Genomic DNA, 22,194 nt, shown 5'->3' on the forward strand with positions numbered 1-22,194 from the left:
CCCGCCATCCCACCGACAGCCCGCTTTTGACGTTGACGTTGACGTTGCCTCTGCGGGTGCAGGGCGCAGCCCTGCCGATCAACCCACCGACTGCAGCGGCACCTTCGCCAGAATCCTCGCCCACGGAAACAACGGCCCCGGATCACGCTTGCGCGCCACCCGCAGCGTTGGATCGTCGCTGGCCACTACCTGCTCCAGATCCAGCTGGTCGTGCCCGGCAATTCGCCGCAGCGACGGGTAGTGCGCCGCCAGCGCCAGCAGCAACTGTTCCAGTGCCACCAGCTGCGCCTCGGTGTACGGCTCGTCCATCGCTTGGTGGCGGCTGTCGAACCAGTGCGGGTAACGCCCGGTATTGACCAGCTCGATGCCCAGCGTATGTGCGTTCATGCCGCGCACGTGGTGGGCCACCCGTTCCGGTGCCACGTACTGCACCACGCGACCGTCACGGTCGATGTAGAAGTGGCCGCTGTTGCCAGCGCCACTGTCGTACAGCACGCGCTCGCCGTACTCGCGGGCCATCGCCAGGTCGGGCAGCTCGGTGCAGTGGATCACCACCATCTCCAGCGCGGCCGGGTCGCGCAGCGGCAGGCGGTCGTGGTAGGGCAGGGGCTGCAGCTGCAGGCCGGGCAGGAGCGGGTTGGGCATCCGGCGATGCTAGCATTGCGGCATGAACCTGCCTTCCCTTTCCTCATCGGCCCGCTCGCGCGGAGCGCGCGCATGAGCCGCGGCCACTGCATCCTGTCGCACGGTTTCGAGAGCGGCCCGGAAGCGATCAAGGTCACCGCGCTGGCCGAGGTGGCACAACGCCTGGGCTGGACCCATGAACGCCCGGACTACACCGACCTGGACGCGATGAGCGAGGTCAGCCGGGTGGGCGACGTGCCGACCCGCCTGCGCCGCCTGGTCGAGCGCACCGCCCTCGCTGCCGGGCAAGGGCCGGTGGTGCTGGCCGGCTCCAGCCTCGGTGCCTACATTTCCGCCATCGCCTCGCTGCAGGTGCCGGTGGCCGGCCTGTTCCTGATGGTGCCACCGACCACCATGGGCCCGATGCCGGCTCTGGATGCCGCCGCGGTACCGACCACGGTGGTGCAGGCCTGGCACGACGAGGTGGTGCCGGCCGCCGGGGTCATTGCCTGGGCACAGGCGCGATCGGCGCAGCTGTTGCTGGTCGATGATGGGCACCGCCTTGAGCACCATGTGGAGGTCTCCGCGCAGGCCTTCGAGCGCCTGCTGCGCCAGCTGTGAAGCCCGGGCGCACGGCGCGCCCGCCCGCATTGACTACAATGGCAGCCCCGCCGCCCCCGGCGCGGGCCTGCCGGCCGTGCCTACGGCCCTCCTTTCCGACTGGCCCGGCCCCTGTGCCGCGCCCGACCACCTGCGAACCGATCCCGTGAAATTCTTCGTCTCCTGCGCCAAGGGCCTGGAATACCTGCTTGCCGATGAACTGTCGGCCCTGGGCCTTGCCAAGGCCACCGCCACCATTGCCGGCGTCAACGCCGACGGCGAACTGGAGCAGGCGCTGCGGATCGTCATGTGGTCGCGCCTGGCCAGCCGCGTGCTGTGGCCGATCGACGAGTTCGAGTGCCCGGACGAGCAGGCCCTGTACGACGGCGTGCGTGCGCTGCCGTGGCATGAGCACATCAAGCCGGAAATGACCCTGGCGGTGGACGCGCACGTGTCCGGCGACAAGATCACCCACGCCCGCTTCGCCGCGCAGCGGATCAAGGACGCCATCGTCGACCGCATGCGTGACGAAGGCCTGGAACGCCCTTCGGTCAACACCGACCTGCCCGACGTGCGCGTGAACCTGTCGCTGCGCAAGGGCCGTGCCTCGCTGTCGATCGACCTGGGCGGCGGCCCGCTGCACCGCCGTGGCTGGCGCGGTGCAGCCCACGAGGCGCCGCTGAAGGAAAACCTGGCCGCCGCGCTGCTGTTGCGCGCGCAGTGGCCGCGCCTGCACGCCGCTGGTGGTGGCCTGCTGGACCCGATGTGCGGTAGCGGCACGCTGCTGATCGAAGGCGCGCTGATGGCCGCCGACGTTGCCCCCGGCCTGATGCGCCACGGCAGCCTGCCGCCGAGCCGCTGGCTGGGCTTCGACAAGGCCGCCTGGAAGGCCATCCAGAGCGAGGCACGTGACCGCGAAGCGGCCGGCCTGGCAGCGTTGAAACCGGTCATCCACGGCAGCGACATCTACCCGACCGCGATCCAGGCGGCGCGCGAGAACGCCGAAGTAGCGGGCGTCGCCCATGCGATCCGCTTCACCCGCGCCGACGTGGCCGACCTGGCCGCGCCGGAGCAGGAGATCGGCGCGGTGGTCTGCAACCCGCCGTACGACGAGCGCCTGGCGGCCGATCCGGCGCTGTACCGCGCGCTGGGCAATGCCCTGCAGAAGGCGGTGCCGCAGTGGCGCGCCAGCCTGCTGTGCGGCAACGACGAACTGGCCTTCGCCACCGGCCTGCGCGCCGGCAAGAAGTACCAGATGTTCAACGGTGCGCTGGAATGCGCGCTGATCGTCTGCGACCCGATCGCCGTGCCGGGCCGCGACCCGGCGCAGCCGCGCGAGCTGAGCGAAGGTGCGCAGATGGTGGCCAATCGCCTGCGCAAGAACCTGAAGAAGTTCAAGAGCTGGCGCGCCCGCGAGGACATCACCTGCTTCCGCGCCTACGATGCCGACCTGCCGGAGTACGCGGCCGCCATCGACGTCTACGAGGAAGACGGTGGCCAGCGCCGCACCTTCCTGCATGTGCAGGAATACGCCGCGCCGGCGGCGATTCCGGAGAACGACGTGCGCCGTCGCCGCAACGAGTTGCTGGCGGCCGCGCGTGAAGTATTCGGCGTGCCGCCGGAACAGGTGTCGATGAAGTCGCGCGAGCGCGGCAAGGGCGGCAGCAAGTACGGCCGCTTCGAACAGCGCGACGAGTTCATCGTGGTGCGTGAGAACAACGCGCTGCTGCAGGTGAACCTGTTCGATTACCTGGATACCGGCCTGTTCCTCGACCATCGCCCGCTGCGCCGGATGATGGCCGAGCAGGTGCGCGGCAAGCGCTTCCTCAACCTGTTCTGCTACACCGGCGTGGCCAGCGTGCAGGCGGCTGTGGCCGGTGCCGCCAGCACCACCAGCGTCGACCTGTCGGCCACCTACCTGCAGTGGTGCTACGACAACCTGGCGTTGAACGGGCAGGGCGGCAACCAGCATCTGCTGGTGCAGGCCGACGCCATGGCGTGGCTGGAAGGCGACCGCGGCCAGTACGACGTGATCTTCTGTGACCCGCCGACCTTCTCCAACTCCGCGCGCGCCGACGACTTCGACGTGCAGCGTGAACAGCTGAAGCTGCTGCGCGCCGCAGTGGCACGACTGGCGCCGGGCGGCGTGCTGTACTTCTCCAACAACTTCCGCCGCTTCAAGCTGGAAGAGAACGCCATCGCCGAGTTCGCCCAGTGCCGCGAGATCACCGCGCGCACCATCGGCCCGGATTTCGAGCGCAACGCGCGCATCCACCGCGCGTGGGAATTGAAGCGGTTGGGGTAAGCCCGGTAGTGCCGGCCGCTGGCCGGCAACGGTGACAGATCCGCAGAGGGATCATGGGATGCCGGCCAGCGGCCGGCACTACCCCCTGTCTGGCCGGTAGATCCACGCCACGCGTGGATGGTGGCTACAGCACCGCCACCAGCAGCCCGGCTGCGGGCAGCGCGATCGCCAGCGCGGCGATCCACTTCGGCCGGTACGGGTACAACCCGAACGACAACACCGCGCCGCCCAGCGTCATCGTGCCCAGCCACAGCACCGGGCCCATCGCCCAGCCATGGTCGGCCACGCACAGCGCGAATGCCACCGCCAGCAGGGCCCAGCCCAGCACCCGCCATTGCGTGCGCCGTGCCGGCGAGGCAGCCGCCTTGCCATGCAGGTCGTGCTGGTGCTTCTCCATCGCCAGCGACAGCGCCGTGAACGCGGAGAACGACAGGGCCAACGTCAACAGCATCATGCGCTGGCCTCCGCTTCGGCAGGTTCCGCAGCATCAACCGGAGCGTTGGCCGCCGCCGCCGCACGCTTCTTCTTCTCGGCCGCAGACAGCGGCGGCGTCCAGCGCTGCATGCGCCAGCCGCACAATGCCAGCATCGCGCCGAACGCGATCATCGACAGGTCGACTCCAGCCAGCACCCAGTCACCATTGCGCAGGGTCACGCCCAGATGCGCATGCGTGGTCAGCGCGTTGACCACCGGTACCAGCGCGAACGCGGCGGCGCCCAGGTACAGTTGCCAGGCCCACATCATCCGCTTCGGCCAGATGAAGGCGGCCAGCAGTGCCGTGCCCCAGGCGTAGAAGAACACGTTGGCCTCGGCGCTGGAGCGTTCGGCGATGTCCAGCGGCAGCAGGCGGTTGCCCCAGAAGTAGGCGGCGAACGCGATCGGCAGGCCGGCCACGGTACCGATGTTCAGTGCGTCGACCAGGCGCAGGCCGAAGCCGGTGCGGCCACTCTTGGCGTGCTTGGGCCGTTCCTTCACCGCCCACAGCACCACGCCGCTGGCCACCATCAGGCAGCCGACCAGGCCGGACAGGAAGAACAGTGCGCGCAGGCCCCAGTCGGCGAAGCGGGCCAGGTGCAGGCCATACAGCACGCCACGGGTGGCGGTGGCACCACCGGAGGGCGGCGTCTCTTCCAGCAGCGTGCCGTTGATCATGTCGTAGCGCAGCGCCGGGGTGTCGGTGGACAGGCGCTTGCCGTCACGCTGGCGGATGTCGATCACTGCATTGGCCGCGCCCGGGTTGGATACGGTGAAGCCGGCCACTTCCACGCCATGCCAGTGCCCACGCGCGCTGTCCAGCAGCTGCGCGATCGGCAGCGGCGTGGCGCGGCCTTCGGCCGGCGCGGTCACCTCCGGCATGCCGCCGAAGGCTTCGCTGAAGAATTTGTCCTCGTCCTGCGGGTAAGCCACCTTCACGCCCCACGGCAGGTACATGATCATCAGGGTGACGATGCCGGTGTAGGTGATCATCGCGTGGTAGGGCAGCGCCATCACCGCGCTGACGTTGTGGAAATCGAGCCAGGAACGCAGACCCTTGTCCTTGCGGAAGGTGAAGAAGTCCTTGAAGATTTTCTTGTGGGTGATGACGCCGGTGATGATCGCCACCAGCATGAACATCGCGCAGAAGCCGACCAGATAGCGCGCCCACAACACCGGGATGTAGTGCAGGTCGAAATGCAGGCGGTAGAAGAAATCACCGCCTCGGGTCTCGCGGGCCTTCAGCGCCTGCCCGGTGTTCGGGTCCAGTGTTGCGTCGCCGAAGCCACCGCGACGGCCACGGCTGGGATCGGCCAGCTCCGGCGGCAGCCGCCAGAACATCTGCATGGCCGGGTTGCGCGGCTGCGGCAGGGTGACGAACCAGTTCTCGGCCTGGCTGGCGTTGGCCTGCAGGTAGTCCACCGCGCGCTGCGCGGCCACGTCGATGCTGACCTTGTTGGCCGGCAGCTCCGGGCGCATCCAGCGGCTGATTTCCTCGCGGTAGTAACTGGCGGTGCCGGCCATGAAGATCAGCAGCAGCAGCCAGCCGACCAGCAGGCCGGTCCAGGTGTGCAGCCAGGCCATCGACTGGCGGAATCCGTTCTTCATGCCCAGGCCCCCAGCAGGCGCGCGACGGCGGCCATCAGCAGGGTGGGGACCAGGATGCCGGCCCAGGCGCGCAGCGCAGTGCGGGTGGCGAACGCCCACAACGCGGCGCAGGCGGCCACCAGGATTGCCAGCAGCATGCCGGTCAGCACGGTCTGGCCGCGCGCGCCGGGCAGCGCCAGCGCGCAGAACACGCTGGTCACCGAGGCCAGCGCGTAGCCGCCGAAGATCGCGGCCAGCGAGCGTGACAGCACGCCCCAGCGCGGGTTGGAGAAGAAGGTGCGGGGGCTGGCGGTTGCGGGCGAGCGGTCCACGGCATTCCTGCTGGTTTCAGTGAAAAGGGACCGGCGCACCGCAGCGCGCCGGGGTTGGCCATCCCTGGCCGGGCACCAGTCGCAGAACCGGCGCCATCCATCGTCAGAGCTTCCAGCGCAGCGTCATCGTCACGTTGCGTGGTTCGCCCCAGTACACGCCGCTGTAGAAACCGACGTTGTTGAAGTACTTCTTGTCCAGCAGGTTGTTGATGTTCAGCTGCGCGCTGAAGTTCTCGTTGAAGCGGTAGCCGCCGGCCAGGTTCAGCAGGTAGAACGCGTCCTGGGTGATGTTGGCCTTGCTGCCATCCGCCTTGGTGCTGGTGTTCCAGATGCGGCTCTGCCAGGTGGCGCCGCCACCCAGCCAGAAGCGGCCATCGATGCCGCCGGGGCGCCAGCTGGTGTTGAGGCGGAAGGTGTCCTGCGGGGCTGTGGTCCGCTGCAGCACGCCGTCCTTGTTGCGGATGACGGTATGGGCGAAGCCCGCCGAGACGTTCCATTGCTCGCCGATGCTGCCCTGGGTCTCGATTTCCCACCCCTTCACCTTGTTGCCCTTGCCGGTGGATCGGTAGGCCTGGCTGCCATCGGGCAGCGAGTTCACCGGCACTGAATCATCGATCTCGGCCACGTTGTCCTGCTTGCCTTCGAACACCGCCGCCGAAGCGTTCAGCAGGCCGCCGAAGAACTCGGCCTTGACGCCCGCTTCGTACATGTCGCCGACCACCGGCTCCAGGTAGTTGCCGTTGCGGTCGCGCGATTTCTGCGGCTTGAAGATGTCGGTGTAGCTGACATAGCCGCTGAAGGTCGAGTTGAAGTCGTACACCAGGCCGGCATACGGGGTGAGCATGTCGTCGGGCCTGTAGCCGCTGCGCTTGGTGCTGTTGCGGTTGCCGGCGGCATCATAGCCGTAGGCCCAGCTACGGGTTTCCCAGCTGCCATAGCGGGCGCCCACCACGGCCAGCAACGGATCGGCAAGGCGAAGTCGGGCGGCAACATAGGCGGCGCGCTGGCGCAGTTCGTCCTGTGACGACAGGCGACCAGAGCGGGTCACCGGCAGTACCGGCACCTCGCCGGTCCAGTGACGCCAGTCGGGCACCTGCGCGTAGCCCGGTGCGCTGGAATCGAACGACATGGCCTCGGACTCACCCTTGCGCACCGACTGGCCCAGGCCGAACACGAGTTCATGCTCGCGCCCGAACAGCTGGAACGGCCCGCCCACGTTGACGTCGAACACGTCCATCGTGCTGTGTTCGTTGAAGTGTGAAATGTAGGCGGTCACGCCGGTACCGTCGGCGCGCGGGTAGCCGGCCGCGCCGTACCAGACGCTGCCATCGGTATCGCGCACGGCGTGGCTGACGTTGCCCTTCACCGACCAGCCGTTGCCCAGTTGCTGTTCCAGTCGCGCGAAGCTGGTTTTCTCCACGATCGGCCACGCACTCCAGGACGCGGAAAGATTGGTCGAGCGCGGCAGGTTGGCCGGTGCGCCGTCGGCGCCCCAGTACGGCACCACGCCCCAGGTCACGCCGGTGGTGTGCGGCGACTGGTACTCGTAGCCCACTTCGAACAGCGTGCTGTCGCTCAGGTCGGCCTGCACGATGCCGTAGAACACGTCCTTGTCGAGCCGGTAGACATCGCGGAACGAGTTGCTCTGCTGCTTGGCGGCCACGATGCGTGCGCGGATGCGGCCGTCCCACGCGACGGGGCCGCCGAGGTCGGCCTCCAGGCGACGGTTGCCCCAGCGGCCGAGGGTCAGGTTGGCACCCATCTGGAAAGTGTCGGTCGGCCGCTTGCGGATCATGCTGATGGTGCCGGACGGATCACCCGCGCCGGTGGTCAGGCCGGTGGCGCCGCGGATCACTTCGATGCGCTCGTAGATCACGTTGTCGGTGTTGGTCTTGATCGAGCCACCGAAGGTGTTGAGCATGCCGTCGATCTGGAAGTTGTCGATGGTGTAGCCGCGCGAGACATAGTTGATGCGCTCGCTGTCGGTGACCGACACGCTGACGCCCGTCACCTGGCCCATCACGTCCGACAGGGAGAACAGGCCCATGTCATCCAGGCGCTGGCGGGTAACCACCGTTACCGACTGCGGCGTCTCGCGTAGTGACAGGTCGAGCTTGGTCGCAGTGCGCGCGCCTTTCACCGTATAGCTGCCGGGCATCTCGCCATCGGCAGTCACCTTCACCGTATCCAGCGTGCGCGCGGAAGGATCGGCAGTGCCGTCGGCGTGGGCCAGCGGGGCGATCATCAATGCAGTCACGGCCAGGGCCAACACGGTGGGACGGGGGGAGTTCAGCGGCATTGCCATCGGTGCGATTCCATGCAGGATGAATCAGGCGATGGAATGCGCAGGTACAGTCGCCATGCGCTCCGCGCACGTCGCCCAGCGAGCCCCATCGACGGTGCGCCACCCGCGCAGTGCGGGCGACCCGGTAGTCGGGGGATGTACACGGGCGAAGGGGCGGGTGGGTACGTGCGTCCGTGCCCCGCTTGGCTAAGCGTACAACCGATTAGCAAATGATAGGCATTCGCATTTCGTTAATCAAGCGTGACGACTGCTGGCGGTGCATCGAGGCGCGCGTTCAGAACCGGAAGATCACTGTCGCGGCATGCAGCAGCAGGCCAATCAGCCCGCCCACCAGGGTGCCGTTGAAGCGGATGAACTGCAGGTCGCGGCCCACGCTCAGTTCCAGCTGCTCGACCAGATGCCGCTCGTCCCAGCCCTTCACGGTCTGCGCGATATGCGTGGTCACGCCCTCGCGCAGGCGCCCGGTCAGCCGCTGCGCGCCTTCCAGCAGGTGCTGGTTCAGTGCCTCGCGCAGGGCAGGGTCGGCCTGCAGGCTGCTGCCCAGCGAGGCCAGGCTGCGCTGCAGGTGGCCGACCAGTGCGGAGTCGTCGCGCTGCAGGTCGGCACGCAGGCTGGCATGGATGCGCGCCCACAGCCCCTGCACGTACTCCTGCAGGGCAGGGTGGTCTATCATTTCCTGCTTGAGCTGTTCGATGCGCTCGGCCAGCGCCGGATCCTCGCGCAGGCGCTGCACGTAGGCCTGCAGCCAGCGCTCGTAGTCCTGGCGCAGCGGATGCTCCGGCTCGGCCAGCACCTGCTGCAGTTCTTCCAGCACCGCACGCGCCAGGCGCTCGGCCAGGCTGTCGCCGATCTCGTCGATCGGCTTGACCCAGTTCACCGTGCTCGACAGCGTCGGCCATTCGCGCTGGATGTAGCGCACGATCAGCTGCGAGGCGCGCTCCTTCACTTCCGACTGCTCCAGCCAGCGCCCCAGCCGCTGCAGGCCCTCGTCCAGCACGCGCTGGTGGCGGCCATCGGCGGTCAGCAGGGCCAGCAGCTCGCCGGCGGTGGCGGCGGCATTCCACTGCCGCAGCTGCTGCACCACGAAACCGTGCAGCTGCCGGCGCACGGCGGTCTCGTCGAAGAAATCCAGTGCCTGCAACGCCCAGCCGCGCGCCATGTCGGCCAGCATCCGCGAACGCGCCGGATCGGCCAGCCAGCTGCCCAGGCGGCTGGCCGGATCGAACACCTGCAGCTTGGCCAACAGCACGCCCGGTTCCAGGAACTGGTCGCGCACGAACAGCGCCAGGCTGTCACCGATGCGTTCCTTGCTGCGCGGGATGATCGCGGTGTGCGGAATGGGCAGTCCCATCGGCCGCCGGAACAGCGCGACGACGGCGAACCAGTCGGCCAGCGCACCCACGGCGGCGGCCTCGCAGAAGGCCGAGACCCAGGCCCAGATGCCACGTTCGCCCTGCCAGTGGCTGACCGCGAATCCGGCCAGCATCAACAGCAGCAGGCCCAGTGCGAGGGCTTTCAGGCGCCGCAGCTGTGCGCGGCGCGGATCGTTGGCAGGCGTCATGCCCGAAGTCTATCCGGCCCTGCATGAGCATCGGGTAGTGCCGGCCGCTGGCCGGCATCCGCAACGCGCCCGGAACGTTCATGGGGTTGCCGGCCAGCGGCCGGCACTACCCGCTGGTTCAGAGCGCTTCGAGTTGCCTGCGCAGCGCGGCCAGCTGCGCGCGCAGGGTGTCGTTCTCGCGGGTCAACGCGACGACGCGGCGACGCAGCGCCGGTGCGTCCTCGCCCAGCTGCTCCAGGGCCGACAGCACGTCGGCGTCGCGGCTGGCGATCGCGTCCTCATCCGGCTCCTCGAAGTCCATCTCGGCCGCGTCCGGCTTCGGGGCACGCGGCTTGCGCTTGGACTCGCGCACGCGCTTGGCGGCCTGCTTCAGTTCATCCTTGCCACCGGCGGCGGCGGCGCGCTGCTCTTCCTCGGGCAGGTCGGCCACGGCTGCGGCGGCGCTGATCGAGATCACGCCGGCCTTCACCGCTTCCACCACTTCGGCCGCGGCCTGGGCGTGGATGCGCTCGATCATGCCGACCTGGCTGGTGCTCAGCTTGGCTTCGCGGGCCAGCTCGGCGCGGCTGATCTTCGGCGCCGGTTCCCACGGCGGGCTGTCTTCGCCAGCGTCCTCGACAATCTCGGCGGTGCCGTCGCTCTCGCGCTGCAGCTGCGCCTGCTCGACCTGCTTGCGGGCAGCCAGGATGTCGCGCTTGCGCAGCGCCAGCACGCCGCGCTGGAAGTCCGAAACGCTGCGGCGGCCCAGGTGCTGCTCGATCATCCACAGGTGCACGTCTTCCATGCTCTGGAAGCGGGTGTTCTGCACGGTGTTGAACGGCAGGCCGTGCTTCTGGCAGATGCCGAAGCGGTTGTGTCCGTCGACCAGCACATCGCCCCACAGCACCAGCGCATCGCGGCAGCCTTCGGCCAGGATGCTGCGCTCCAGCGCGTCATGTTCGTCCGCAGTCAGCGGGTCGATGTAGGCCTTGAGTTCTTCTTTGACGACGATATCCATGGGCACGGCAGCGAGCAGGAGCGGAACCGCCCATTGTACCTGCTCGCCACCGCCGGTCCGGACTCAGGCAGTGGCCCGGATCATCTCGCCGAGGATGCCGGTGATCTGGTCGATCTGCGGCTTGTCCACGATCAATGGCGGCGACAACGCGATGATGTCGCCGGTACAGCGCACCAGCAGCCGGCCGTCGTGGAAGCAGCGGCGGAACACCTCGTAGCCGCGGCTGCCGGGGGTGTCGCGGCGTGGCGCCAGCTCCACCGCACCGACCAGCCCGAAGTTGCGGATATCGATCACGTTGGGCAGCCCCTGCAGGGCGTGCAACCGCTCCTGCCAGTATTCACCCAGCTCGATGGCGCGCTCGAACAGGCGCTCCTCGGCATAGACCTCCAGCGTGGCCAGCGCCGCTGCGCAGGCCAGCGGATGGCCCGAATAGGTGTAGCCGTGGAACAGCTCGATCGCCTGCGGGGGCGCCTGCATCAACGCGGCATGCACCGCATCGCTGGCCAGCACGCCGCCCAGCGGCACCGCACCGTTGCTGACCGCCTTGGCGAAGGTCAGCAGGTCCGGGGTGACCCCGAAACGCTGCGCGGCAAAGGGCATGCCGACCCGGCCGAAGCCGGTGATCACTTCGTCGAACACCAGCAGGATGCCGTGGTGGTCGCACAGCTCGCGCAGCCGCTGCAGGTAACCCGGTGCGGGCAGGATCACCCCGGCCGAACCGGCGATGGGTTCAACGAACACCGCGGCAATGGTCGAGGCATCGTGCAGCGCGATCAGCCGCTCCAGGTCATCGGCCAGCTCCGCGCCCTGGCGTGGCAGGCCCTTGCTGAACGCATTGCGCTGCAGGTCCAGGGTATGCCGCAGATAGTCCACGCCGCCCAGCTGCAGGCCGAATGCCCTGCGGTTGTTGGGCAGGCCGCCCAGTGCCATGCCGCCGAAACCGACCCCGTGGTAGGCCTTCTCGCGGCTGATGAAGCGGGTGCGCTGGCCTTCGCCGCGCTGGCGGTGGTAGGCCAGTGCGATCTTCATTGCGGTATCCACCGCCTCGGAGCCGGAGCTGGTGAAGAACACATGGTTGAGCGCGGCCGGCGCCAGTGCGGCCAGCCGCTGCGCCAGTGCGAAGGCCGGCGGCGAGCCCATCTGGAAGGCCGGTGAATAGTCGAGCGTGCGGGCCTGCTCGACGATGGCCTCGACGATGCGTGGCCGCGCGTGGCCGGCGTTGCAGCACCACAGGCCGGCGGTACCGTCGAGGATCGGGCGGCCATCGACATCTTCGTAGTGCATGCCCTCGGCGCGTACCAGTACACGCGGCGCCGCCTTGTACTGGCGATTGGCGGTGAATGGCATCCAGTACGCGTCCAGGGACTCGGGGCGCTGGGTGGCCAGGTCGTGCAGGTCGCTTTCGGGACGCTTCATGCCAGCTCCATCGGGTGCGATGCGACGAATGTAGCGCAGCTGCGTCACGGCGAAGTCGCGGCGGCCCCGGTATAAGCAAGGCTGGTTGATTGCAGGAGTGTCCCATGGCCGATTTCCCCGACCGCAGCCACTGGCAGGCGCTGGCACTCCAGCTGTCGATACCCGGCCAGGCCTTCATCGACGGCCGCCAGGTCGACGCTGCCAGCGGCGCCCGCTTCGACTGCATCAGCCCGATCGACGGTCGGGTGCTGGGTGCGGTCGCCGACTGCGACACGCAGGACGTGGAGCGTGCCGTGCTGGCGGCCCGCCGCTCCTTCGATGCGGGCCACTGGTCGCAGGCCAGCCCGGCGCATCGCAAGCGCGTGCTGCTGGCGCTGGCCGCGCTGGTGGAAACGCACGCCGACGAGCTGGCCCTGCTGGAAACCCTGGACATGGGCAAGCCGGTGCGCGACGCGCGGCGCATCGACCTGCCCGGCGTGGTGCGCTGCCTGAGCTGGACCGCCGAAGCGGTGGACAAGCTGTACGGGGAGATCGCGCCCACCGGCCCGCGCGAACTGGGGCTGGTCACCCGCGAGGCCGCCGGCGTGGTGGCGGCGATCGTGCCGTGGAACTTCCCGCTGCTGATGGCCTGCTGGAAGATCGCGCCGGCGCTGGCGATGGGCAACTCGGTGGTGCTCAAGCCTTCCGAGCGGTCGCCATTGAGTGCGCTGCGGCTGGCGGCGCTGGCCGCCGAGGCGGGCCTGCCGGACGGGGTTCTGAACGTATTGCCCGGCCATGGAGCGCGCGTCGGCGAACCGCTGGCCCTGCACATGGACGTGGACGTGCTGGCCTTCACCGGCTCCACCGCCACAGGCGCGAAGCTGCTGGAATACTCTGGCCGATCCAACCTCAAGCGGGTCTGGCTGGAATGCGGCGGCAAGAGCCCGCACGTGGTGTTCGCCGACGCCCCGGACCTCGATGCGGCGGCCAAGGGCGTGGCGCAGGGCATCTTCTTCAACCAGGGGGAAGTCTGCACCGCCGGTTCGCGGCTGCTGGTGCAACGCTCGATCCGCGAGGATTTCGTCCACCAGGTGGTTGCCTATGGCCAGCACATGCAGCCGCGCCACCCGCTGGAAGCCGACGCACCGATGGGCGCGCTGGTCGATGCCGCGCATCTGGACAAGGTGATGGGCGATATCGCGCGTGCCGAAGGCGAGGGCGCCCGATTGCTGCTGGGCGGTCATCGCGCCGAGGTGGAAGCGGGCGGCTGCTATGTGCAGCCCACCGTGTTCGACCAGGTACGGCCCGAGCAGGCCCTGGCGCGCGAGGAAGTGTTCGGGCCGGTCCTGGCCGTGCTGGGTTTCGATGACGAAGCCGAAGCCGTCCGCCTGGCCAACGACAGCCGCTATGGATTGGCTGCCGGCCTGTGGACACGTGATCTTGGTCGCGCGCATCGCGTTGCACGCCAGCTGCGCGCCGGCAGCGTGTGGGTGAACGGCTGGGATGGCGGCGACATGACCGCCCCCTTCGGTGGCTACAAGCAGTCGGGCAATGGCCGCGACAAATCATTGCACGCGTTCGACAAGTACAGCGAGATCAAGGCCACCTGGATCCAGTTGTAGCGTCACAGTTGCCCGCGCTTCTGTAGAGTCGAGCCACGCTCGACTGCTCTCCGCGAGATGCAGAAGGGCAAAAGCCGTCGAGCAAGCTCGACGCTACGGAAGCGCCGCGTTTGAGTAGAGTCGAGCTTGCTCGACTGCCGTTCGCGGAATGCAGATTACCGGCAGCGTGCACTCACCTGCAGGACCGCAGCACGCAGCAGGTCGCGATCGGCCTCTTCAACCGCATTCTGGAAATAGTCCATATCCTGCCTCCCCAGCTCGCAAGGGTCGACGATGTAGCCCGGCGGCCACAGCCCCAGCAGCTGCGCCACGCCGTGCACGATCTGCTCCGGGGTCATCTGCCGGCGGATGCGGAAATGGTTGCGGCGCGGTGCGAACGCAGCATGCACCTCGCGGCGACCGATCAGGCGTGGCGCCACCCCCGCCGCGCTGATGCCATCGCCACCGTCGACGCTGCCTGCAGGCAGGCCCAGGATCAGCGGCGCCTCAGCCGCCGGTGCCCCCTCGGTGGGCAGGGCGGTCTCTGCCTGCGCGATCGGGGTTGGGTGGGGCTTCACCGATGCAGCCCGGCGTGTCATCGGTACGGAGGGCAACGCCGGAAGTGACGGCGCCGGCGCCGGCAGCTCCGGCGGCAGCCAGCGCAACGAGATCCGTGCACCATCGTCAGCGCGCAGCACGATCCGGCCACTGCCCCACAACCACAGCGCCATCAGGCCATGCACCAGCAGTACCACCAGCCACGCCGCCATGCGCGGCAGCTTCGGCGAATCGGACCACGACAACGCAACTGCAGCCATCGGCAAGGCATCCATGCAGGGACCGGTGGCGCAGCCTAGCGGGCGGCCGGAAAAATTTCGTTGGCATCGGTGTCGGCTGAAACCATCGTCCCGTGCGGCCACCAGCCCGTGGCAGAATCGGGCGATCCACCGTTACCCGTGTTGCCGATGTCGACGACCCGCGCTGCCGCACCGCCCGTGAATTCCCCCCGCCGTGTCCTGCTGGCCAGCCTGATCGGCACCACCATTGAGTTCTTCGACTTCTACATCTACGCCACGGCCGCGGTGCTGGTGTTCCCGCACCTGTTCTTCCCGGACAGCAGCGAACAGGCGGCACTGCTGCAGTCGTTGGCGACCTTCGCGGTGGCGTTCATCGCCCGGCCGGTGGGCTCGGCGGTGTTCGGCCACTTCGGTGATCGCATCGGCCGCAAGGCCACCCTGGTGGCCGCACTGCTGACCATGGGCCTGTCCACGGTACTGATCGGCCTGCTGCCGACCCATGCGCAGATCGGGCTGTGGGCACCGGCGCTGCTGGCGCTGTGCCGATTCGGCCAGGGACTGGGGCTGGGCGGCGAGTGGGGTGGGGCGGTGCTGCTGGCCACCGAGAACGCACCACCGGGCAAGCGCGCCTGGTACGGCATGTTCCCGCAGCTGGGCGCCCCGCTGGGCTTCCTGCTGTCGGCCGGCATCTTCCTGGCGCTGGGCCGCTGCCTGAGCCAGGACGACTTCCTGCAATGGGGCTGGCGCATTCCCTTCGTGGCCAGCGCGCTGCTGGTCGGGCTGGGCCTGTGGGTGCGACTGAACATCCACGAGACCCCCGACTTCAAGAAGGCGCTGGAACGCAAGGCGCCGGTGCGGCTGCCGATGCTGACGGTGCTGCGAGACCATCCGGTGCCGATGCTGCTGGGCACGTTGGGGGCGTTCGCAACCTTCGTGCTGTTCTACCTGATGACGGTGTTCAGCCTCGGCCATGGAACCGCGGTGCTGGGCTACAGCCGCGAACAGTTCCTGCTGATGCAGATGGCCGGCATGTTGTTCTTCGCACTGGGCATCCCGCTGTCGGCACGCTATGGCGACCGCTGGGGCACGCGCCGCACGATGATCGTGGCCAGCGTGCTGATCGTCGGATTCGGCGTGCTGTTCGCACCGCTGTTCCAGCCGCACAGCCCGTGGCTGGTTACCGGCTTCCTGTGCCTGGGCCTGTTCCTGATGGGCCTGACCTACGGGCCGTGCGGCACCTTCCTGGCCGAGATCTACCCGGTGGAGGTGCGCTATACCGGGGCGTCGCTGTCCTTCAACCTGGCCGGCATCCTCGGCGCGGCCCCGGCACCGTACCTGGCCACGTGGTTGGCCGAACACTTCGGCCTGGTCGCGGTGGGTTACTACCTGTGCCTGACTGCGGTGGCCACCCTGTGCGCGCTGGTAGCACTGCACCGGCGCGCACTGCGGCTCAACCAAAGAAGCGCTTGAGCGTGCGCCCCAGCCAGCCGCCGCCCTGGTGCTCGCGGGCGAACTGGTTCAGGTGCGCCTTGACCTGCTCGGCGTAGGCCTGGTCATCGCCACGGATGTGGTTGAACAGCCAGCGCGACAGCATGGTGCGCAGCTCGTCGCTGATGTCCTCGCCGGCCTGGAAGCGCAGCCGGTACTCGGCCACGCGCTTGATGAAGACCTCATGCACACGCTTGTGCGCGGCACAGAACGGATAACCCGCCTCCTCCATCAGCTCTTCCTCGAACGCGAAGTGCGACATGGTGTAGTCGACCACTTCATCGATCACTTCGCCCACCGCCGCACGCTGCATGCTGGCCTGGGCCACGTGCAGGTGGTTGAGCATCTCGATGATGCGGCGATGTTGCTGATCGATCACATCGATGCCGATGTTCAGATCGTCCTGCCAGACCAGTAGTGCCATCCCCGGCTCCCCTTCATGCGTATGTCGGGGCCGACTGTAGAACCGCGGCGCGCGGGCGGCGTTGATCTGGATCAAGGCGTGCCGGTCAGGGCAGGGCGGGCTCGCGTGGGCGCAACGGACTGGCCATGGTGGTACAGCTGACCCGGTTGCGGCCGCCGGCCTTGGCCAGGTACAGCTGGCGGTCGGCCTCGGAGATCAGCCGGTGCAGCGCATCACGCTGCGGGCGCAGGCAGCACAGGCCGATGCTGACGGTCATGCGCAGGGTGGCCGAGCCGATGTCCACTTCCAGCGCGGCGATGCGCTGGCGCAGTTCCTCGAAGTACAGCAGCGCCTCGTCCTGTTCCATGTCCGGCACCAGCAGGCAGAACTCCTCGCCACCGAAGCGCGCGATCAGGTCCTGGCTGCGCGCGTGCGCGGCCACCGCGCCGGCTACCGCGCGCAGCGCATCGTCGCCGGCTTCGTGGCCGTAGGTGTCGTTGATGTGCTTGAAGTGGTCGATGTCGATCATCGCCACCGCCACGCATTGGCCGTGCAGCTGCAGCTGCGGCAGCTGGCGCTGGCTCTGCTCAAGGAAGCAGCGGCGGTTGGGCAGCCCGGTGAGGAAGTCGCGGGTGGCCAGGTCCTGCAGGGTGCCGATCAGTTCCAGCTGGTCCACGTTCTGCGAGACCCGGCAGAAGAATTCCTCGCGCGAGAAGGGCTTGCGCAGGAAGTCGTTGGCGCCGTTCTTCAGGAAGCGAGGGATCAGTGACGCATCGGTATTGCCGGAGATGCCGATCACCGCCACCTTGTCGCGCGAGCGCAGGGTGCGCAGGCGGCGGGTGAATTCCACGCCCTGCATGCCGGGCATCTCCTGGTCGACCACCGCCAGGCGGATCGCCGGATGCGCCTCGATCGCGGCCAGGCCTTCGTTGCCGTCGGCGGCCTCGTGCACCTCATGGCCGTACATGCGCAGCAGGGCGGCGGCATAGCCGCGCGCGGAGGGCGAATCGTCCACCACCAGCGCCGCGATGCGACGGTTGCGCTCCAGCCGCTGCACCAGCCAGACCAGGTAATCGATGCTGCCAGGGGTGTTCTTCAGCACGTAGTCGATGATCTGCTGCTGCAGCACGCGCTTGCGCAGGTCTTCGTCGTAGACGCTGCTGACCACCACGGTCGGCAGGCCACGCTTGAGGAAGAACTCGACCACCGCATCGCGGTCGCCGTCGGCCAGTACCAGCCCGGTCAGCACCAGGAACCAGCCGCCATCCTCGCTCAGCAGGCGGTCGGCCTCGGCCAGGGTAGAGGCGATCACCACCGGCAGTTCCAGGCGTTGCTCGATGGCCTCGCGCAGCATGCTGGTGAAGGCACGGGAGTTTTCGACCAGCAGGATCCGCTGTGGCAGCGGATCGGCCAGGTCGCCATCGACGGCGGCCTGCGGCAGGACGGGCATGATGCGGTGGCTCACGAGGGAGGGCTCGGCACGGATAGCGGCAGTTTCGGGTGCAACTTTAGCCGGAGCCCTCGGTTGTGGACATATCTACCCTGCCTGGTTCGGGTCACTTCGCCGGGAATCTTTAGGACAACAGGGTGAGATTCGAACGCACTCCCTTCATGGCGCTCACGGTGCGGCATGGTTATGCTGGGTCGCGCCACCCCTACTGGTGCATTGGACACGGCTGCGTCGAACGAAGGAACCCTTCAAGCGAGGTCGAGCGCCATCCAGTCGTGGGGTGGCGAAACGGAATTGCCTGGAGCTGTCTTTCCAACCATCCATGGGGGTGAGCGTGAGATTTTCTGAACTGCGAGTGTTGCTTCCTGCCGCTGTCCTGCTTTCTGTGTCTGCTTTCAGCGCATCAGCGTGTTGCCCCAGTGGCGACAACGGAATCCATATGGCTCGGAGCGGTCTGGGAGAATCTCTGCCAGCAGCCACGAATCTGAGTTTGAACCCAAACTGGCTTGTCTATGGGTTCGAGCGTGATGGGATCAGTTACTACCAAGTGAATGATCTCTCGGGTCAGGTCGTGCTGATCGTGGGAAATGTCGACGCCACGTTCTGGACGCTGCCGGCTGGCAAGAGTGCGGCTAAGGTGTCTTTGCCCTCGCATCGACTGAGTTTGCCCGAGAAGGTTGTCCGGCGCGTGGTGTTCCAGAGTGCTCAGTTCTCGTTGGTTGTCTATGGAGAGGGTGCAAGCGCTGTATGGGTCGTCGACTCTATGGATACCGCAGGCTGAGGACACTCTTGTTGGCGCCACGATTGCGCATATCGACGAAGCAGGAGCCGGGGGGGGCGGCTCCTGCCATGATCTGATCGTGCCGGCCTTCCGTTTCGATGGCTGGCAAGAGTTAGGCTATGTCCGCTCGGCTTGCCCAGGCGGCCTGCATGCTGCTTTGCGCGCCGCTGGCTGCGGTCTCCAGGAGCAGCACACGTACGCAGTTCCCTTCGCAGTGCACTTTCCCTCCATAGGCTTGTGCGCGGGAGCTCAGACGCTCAATAGCCAGACGTGTTGTGTCGAGTAGCAGATCGCGATCGCGGTCCAGCAGAGCGATTCTGAGCAGAATTCCTTGTTGCCCTTTCAATTTCCCACAGCGAGCACGTATCTGGATCTGTCCTTGTTCCTGCTTGAGCAGCAATGAAACGGCCTCGGTGAGAGTGCGGTAGGCCGCCAACTGCAAGGCAATACTCAGTTTGCAGGGATCCCCAGCCAGGAAGGGGGATGTGATCCTGTGTGTCTGATTCCAGCTTTCACGAATGCCGCTGACCTGCAGGGCCAGGTAGAGACCGACGTGCTCGACCTCGGTCGGATAGACCATGCTGGTCAATTCGCGGAATTGGCGGGAATGTGCGGTGGATGTGAGAAGTAGATCCACTGCCGGCGAGTGATGGCCATGTGTCTTCAACAGGTCGGCTGTCCTGCTCAAGGAAGCTTCAATGTCATCCGCGATTCTCCTGAGATCCAGGGCACGCTCCCGCAGATCCATTTCGCCCGCCATATGAGCGGACCTTGATAGTCGTGCAGCCTGGTGCCCGTCTACGTCTCTACGCCCCCGCTGATGATAGTGCCGGCTGATGCGTGAGCCGAGTGCCAGCAGCCCGGTTCCTGCAATGGCGATCAGCTGCTGCGTCGTGAAGGTTCGTTCATCGTATGAGCCAAGGAGGCCGGATGTAGGAGTAACCACTGCAATGAGAATGTTCAAAAGGGGGACGCCAACGGCTGCTCCCTGCCAGCCATGAATACATGTCAACACGATCACGGGCAGCGCCATGGTCAACTGCAGACTTGTCTTGCTTGCATCCGACAAGCCAGGGGCCATTGCGGTAATCAGACCCAGTCCCAGCATCACTGCAAGAGCGGCGACAGTCGGGGGAGAGCGCCAGCGTCCCCATTCGTCCATTGCATGGCGCCTGCTCCAGAGAACCGCCAGTGGCGCAACCGTCAGGATGGCAATGTAGTCACCAAGGACGAAGCGTACGGCCCTTGTCGCAATCGGCACGCTTGAAGGGTTCTCTGAAAGCAAGTGAGACAGCCCAAGCTTCAGGGCAGTAGCAATCACTGCGGCTGACACCGCGACCGAAAGCAGCCATCCATCTGCCCTGGCAGTCATGAATTTTCGATGCGCATATACAACCAGAGCAACGGCTGGCAGCAGGAATGCCGAACCCAGGATTACCCATGCCAGCCCATACTCATCTATCAACGGGTAGCGCAGTTGTGCGAAATACGCGTACTCGCCAATAAGCAGGTAGGGCCAGAGGCGAGGTGGACACACAAGCAAAGCCGCTACGCGAATGCCGGCAGGTAGGTAAAACTGGTCCAGCGAAACCCGCCAAGCGGCCCAACACGTAATCGCGTACATCACGGCAATCGCCAGCCCCAAGGGCCGCACGCGGAACGTCAGTTCAATTCCCCTCTTCCACCAATTCAACCCAAGCCTCCAATGCTCGTGACATGGCGGCGGCCCCATTGCTTGTTTGAACGCGCCATTGGGTGACAGTATCCATAGAAGCACGGGCGCGCAATCACACGAGCTGGACCGCCTTGGCGGGGGGGCAAGGCGGTGCCGAACAAAGATCACCTTCGGGTAGTGATCTGCATCTCATTTCTATGAGGAAGTCAGGTTGCGGCCCGCGGAGCACCTGGGTCAATGGAGGATGTACGTCCCCCCAAAGCTTCGGTAGCGCTCGCCTGGCTGGAACCTCCCCGCGCTTCCGTCAATACGATCCTGAGTCTGTTGCCACTCATGTCCATGTGGCCACCATGCACAAGAATTCGGCCCAGCAACTGCTCATTTGCCAGTTCCGTGGTCCGGATTCCCAAAGATTCGTTCCGACCCACGAGGGCTACGCAGATGAATACACCCGGATTTCGGGCGAAATATCCACAGCGGATGCTGACCGAAATCTGTCCGGATTCGCATCTCAGTAGAAGTGATACCGCATCAACTACAAGCCGGTAGGCCGCAAGCTGCAGGCCTACCCCGAGCGCGCAGGGGTCACCCATCAACCTGGGTTGCCCGATTCGATGCGTGGCGTTCCATGCCTCACGCACTCCACCCGCCTGCAAGGCCACGTACAGGCCCAGCCGTTCCAGGGCGGCGGGATAGATCATGCTGGCCTGGGCCCGGAACAGGCGTGAATGCACCTCCGAGGTATGCCGCAGGCTGTCTGCGACAGCGTGATGGCCCTGCGCATGCAGCCAGTTCACCATTTCGTTCAGCGACAGGTCCATGCCATCGCCCAGCTGGCGCAGATGGGCCGCGCGCTCACGCAGGTCCATCTCGCTGGCCAGGTGTGAGTTCCGCGCAAGCAGCAGGGCTGCTCTGCCATCTTCCTCGCGCAACCGGTGCTGGCTCTGGAAGTGGGTGATGCGCGCGCCCAGCAGCAGCAGGGCGATGCTGGCGATGGCCATGGCCTGCTGGGTAGCGAACGTGGCCGGGTCGAATGCCGTCGGATGGTCGGCAGGGGCGCTCAGGCCAAGCATCATGTTCACGGCGGCGACACCGATGGCCGCACCGCGCCATCCCAGCAGGCAGGTCAGGGCGATCGCGGGAATAGGCAGGATCAACAGCAACTGCAGTGAGCCAGGCGCCGTGATCGAGGCAGACACCGGAGTCGCCTGCAGGCCAACGACAAGCATGGCTGCGAGTGCTCCTGCCACGGCAGCAATGGACCGGACCGTCCATTCTTCCTCGGCCCGGCGGATCCACAGCAGAGCCAGAGGCGCCAGGATCAGGATGCCGGTGAAGTCGCCCAGCGCATAGCGCAGCAGGTTGGTGATGAATGACGCGTTGTGCAACGGTTCCCAGAGCAGGTACGAGATCCCCAGGTTCAGCAGGCTGATGACCATCGCGGCGCATGCCGCAATGGAGATCACGCCGACGATCGTGGTGCGTGCCAGCAGCTTCCGGTGCAGGCGCACGATCAGCATCACGGCAGGCATCAGGAACACCGAGGCGAGGATCACCCAGGTCAGGTTGTATTTGCTGATCAGAGGGATGCGCAGATGCGCGAAGTAGGCGTATTCACCGATCAGCAGATAAGGCCAGAGACGGGGCGGGCACAGCAGCAGTGCGGCCACCCGTACGCCAGCAGGCAGGAAGAACTGGTCCAGCGACAGCTTGCGCGCGCCCCAGCAGGCGAAGGCATAGAGCAGCGCCAGTGCCAGCCCCTCGGGGCTGACCCGTATCCTCACCTGCAGGCCGTCCTTCCACCACCGCATCCACGTGC

The 22,194-nt window shown here is 66.8% G+C and carries 17 protein-coding genes; 4 read left to right on the forward strand and 13 right to left on the reverse strand.

The features are described 5' to 3' along the window. Positions 1–78 precede the first annotated feature (78 nt). A complete protein-coding gene (locus N7590_RS15375) occupies positions 79–645 on the reverse strand; it encodes an N-acetylmuramoyl-L-alanine amidase (RefSeq protein ID WP_164242939.1) in 567 nt (188 codons plus the stop codon). Positions 646–717: 72 nt separating this feature from the next. Between N7590_RS15375 and N7590_RS15380 the strand changes: the two genes are divergently transcribed. Further along, positions 718–1,245, forward strand: coding sequence for a hypothetical protein (locus N7590_RS15380; protein ID WP_164242938.1), 528 nt, complete (start codon positions 718–720; stop codon positions 1,243–1,245). Between the two features lie 145 nt (positions 1,246–1,390). Further along, positions 1,391–3,529: a bifunctional 23S rRNA (guanine(2069)-N(7))-methyltransferase RlmK/23S rRNA (guanine(2445)-N(2))-methyltransferase RlmL gene (gene rlmKL, locus N7590_RS15385; protein ID WP_164242937.1), complete on the forward strand. Its 2,139-nt coding sequence runs from the start codon at positions 1,391–1,393 to the stop codon at positions 3,527–3,529. A gap of 124 nt (positions 3,530–3,653) precedes the next feature. Here the strand turns inward: rlmKL and N7590_RS15390 are convergent, their stop codons facing one another. From N7590_RS15390 to N7590_RS15420, 7 genes are all read right to left on the reverse strand, one after another. Continuing rightward, positions 3,654–3,983 (reverse strand): DUF3325 domain-containing protein, encoded by a 330-nt coding sequence (locus N7590_RS15390; protein ID WP_053509874.1) that lies wholly within the window; start codon positions 3,981–3,983, stop codon positions 3,654–3,656. Then, a complete protein-coding gene (locus tag N7590_RS15395; protein ID WP_164242936.1) occupies positions 3,980–5,611 on the reverse strand; it encodes a PepSY-associated TM helix domain-containing protein in 1,632 nt (543 codons plus the stop codon). The genes N7590_RS15390 and N7590_RS15395 overlap by 4 nt, the downstream gene beginning before the upstream one ends. Next, on the reverse strand, positions 5,608–5,922 hold the full coding sequence (locus tag N7590_RS15400; protein ID WP_053509869.1) for a DUF3649 domain-containing protein: 315 nt from the start codon (positions 5,920–5,922) through the stop codon (positions 5,608–5,610). Before N7590_RS15400 ends, N7590_RS15395 begins: the two co-directional genes overlap by 4 nt. A 103-nt stretch (positions 5,923–6,025) precedes the next feature. Next, the gene (locus N7590_RS15405) at positions 6,026–8,227 is read right to left on the reverse strand and encodes a TonB-dependent siderophore receptor (RefSeq protein ID WP_164242935.1); all 2,202 of its coding nucleotides are present in this window, start codon (positions 8,225–8,227) and stop codon (positions 6,026–6,028) included. A gap of 274 nt (positions 8,228–8,501) precedes the next feature. Beyond that, positions 8,502–9,788, reverse strand: a complete 1,287-nt coding sequence (locus N7590_RS15410) for a DUF445 family protein (protein WP_164241040.1) — start codon at positions 9,786–9,788, stop codon at positions 8,502–8,504. A 118-nt stretch (positions 9,789–9,906) separates the two neighbouring features. Continuing rightward, positions 9,907–10,785 (reverse strand): plasmid replication/partition related protein, encoded by an 879-nt coding sequence (locus tag N7590_RS15415; protein WP_164241041.1) that lies wholly within the window; start codon positions 10,783–10,785, stop codon positions 9,907–9,909. Between the two features lie 63 nt (positions 10,786–10,848). Beyond that, the gene (locus N7590_RS15420) at positions 10,849–12,201 is read right to left on the reverse strand and encodes an aspartate aminotransferase family protein (RefSeq protein WP_049458209.1); all 1,353 of its coding nucleotides are present in this window, start codon (positions 12,199–12,201) and stop codon (positions 10,849–10,851) included. Positions 12,202–12,305: 104 nt separating this feature from the next. Here N7590_RS15420 and N7590_RS15425 point away from each other — a divergent pair, with 104 nt between their 5' ends. Next, positions 12,306–13,802 (forward strand): aldehyde dehydrogenase, encoded by a 1,497-nt coding sequence (locus tag N7590_RS15425; RefSeq protein ID WP_164241042.1) that lies wholly within the window; start codon positions 12,306–12,308, stop codon positions 13,800–13,802. Between the two features lie 155 nt (positions 13,803–13,957). Here the strand turns inward: N7590_RS15425 and N7590_RS15430 are convergent, their stop codons facing one another. Then, the gene (locus tag N7590_RS15430; RefSeq protein ID WP_164241043.1) at positions 13,958–14,599 is read right to left on the reverse strand and encodes a hypothetical protein; all 642 of its coding nucleotides are present in this window, start codon (positions 14,597–14,599) and stop codon (positions 13,958–13,960) included. A 147-nt stretch (positions 14,600–14,746) separates the two neighbouring features. Here N7590_RS15430 and N7590_RS15435 point away from each other — a divergent pair, with 147 nt between their 5' ends. Beyond that, the gene (locus tag N7590_RS15435) at positions 14,747–16,048 is read left to right on the forward strand and encodes an MFS transporter (protein WP_053509857.1); all 1,302 of its coding nucleotides are present in this window, start codon (positions 14,747–14,749) and stop codon (positions 16,046–16,048) included. On the opposite strand, the gene N7590_RS15440 is transcribed toward N7590_RS15435, so the two are convergent. The 4 genes from N7590_RS15440 to N7590_RS15455 form a co-directional block, all read right to left on the reverse strand. Further along, on the reverse strand, positions 16,029–16,490 hold the full coding sequence (locus tag N7590_RS15440) for a bacteriohemerythrin (RefSeq protein ID WP_006429165.1): 462 nt from the start codon (positions 16,488–16,490) through the stop codon (positions 16,029–16,031). The genes N7590_RS15435 and N7590_RS15440 overlap by 20 nt on opposite strands. An 85-nt stretch (positions 16,491–16,575) precedes the next feature. Further along, positions 16,576–17,919, reverse strand: coding sequence for a diguanylate cyclase (locus N7590_RS15445; RefSeq protein ID WP_164241044.1), 1,344 nt, complete (start codon positions 17,917–17,919; stop codon positions 16,576–16,578). A gap of 893 nt (positions 17,920–18,812) precedes the next feature. Beyond that, on the reverse strand, positions 18,813–20,393 hold the full coding sequence (locus N7590_RS15450; RefSeq protein ID WP_239544169.1) for an MASE1 domain-containing protein: 1,581 nt from the start codon (positions 20,391–20,393) through the stop codon (positions 18,813–18,815). Positions 20,394–20,581: 188 nt separating this feature from the next. Continuing rightward, a complete protein-coding gene (locus N7590_RS15455) occupies positions 20,582–22,186 on the reverse strand; it encodes an MASE1 domain-containing protein (protein ID WP_164241046.1) in 1,605 nt (534 codons plus the stop codon). Between the last annotated feature and the right edge of the window lie 8 nt (positions 22,187–22,194).

Source organism: Stenotrophomonas sp. GD04024, from assembly GCF_029837545.1.
Lineage (GTDB): Bacteria > Pseudomonadota > Gammaproteobacteria > Xanthomonadales > Xanthomonadaceae > Stenotrophomonas > Stenotrophomonas forensis.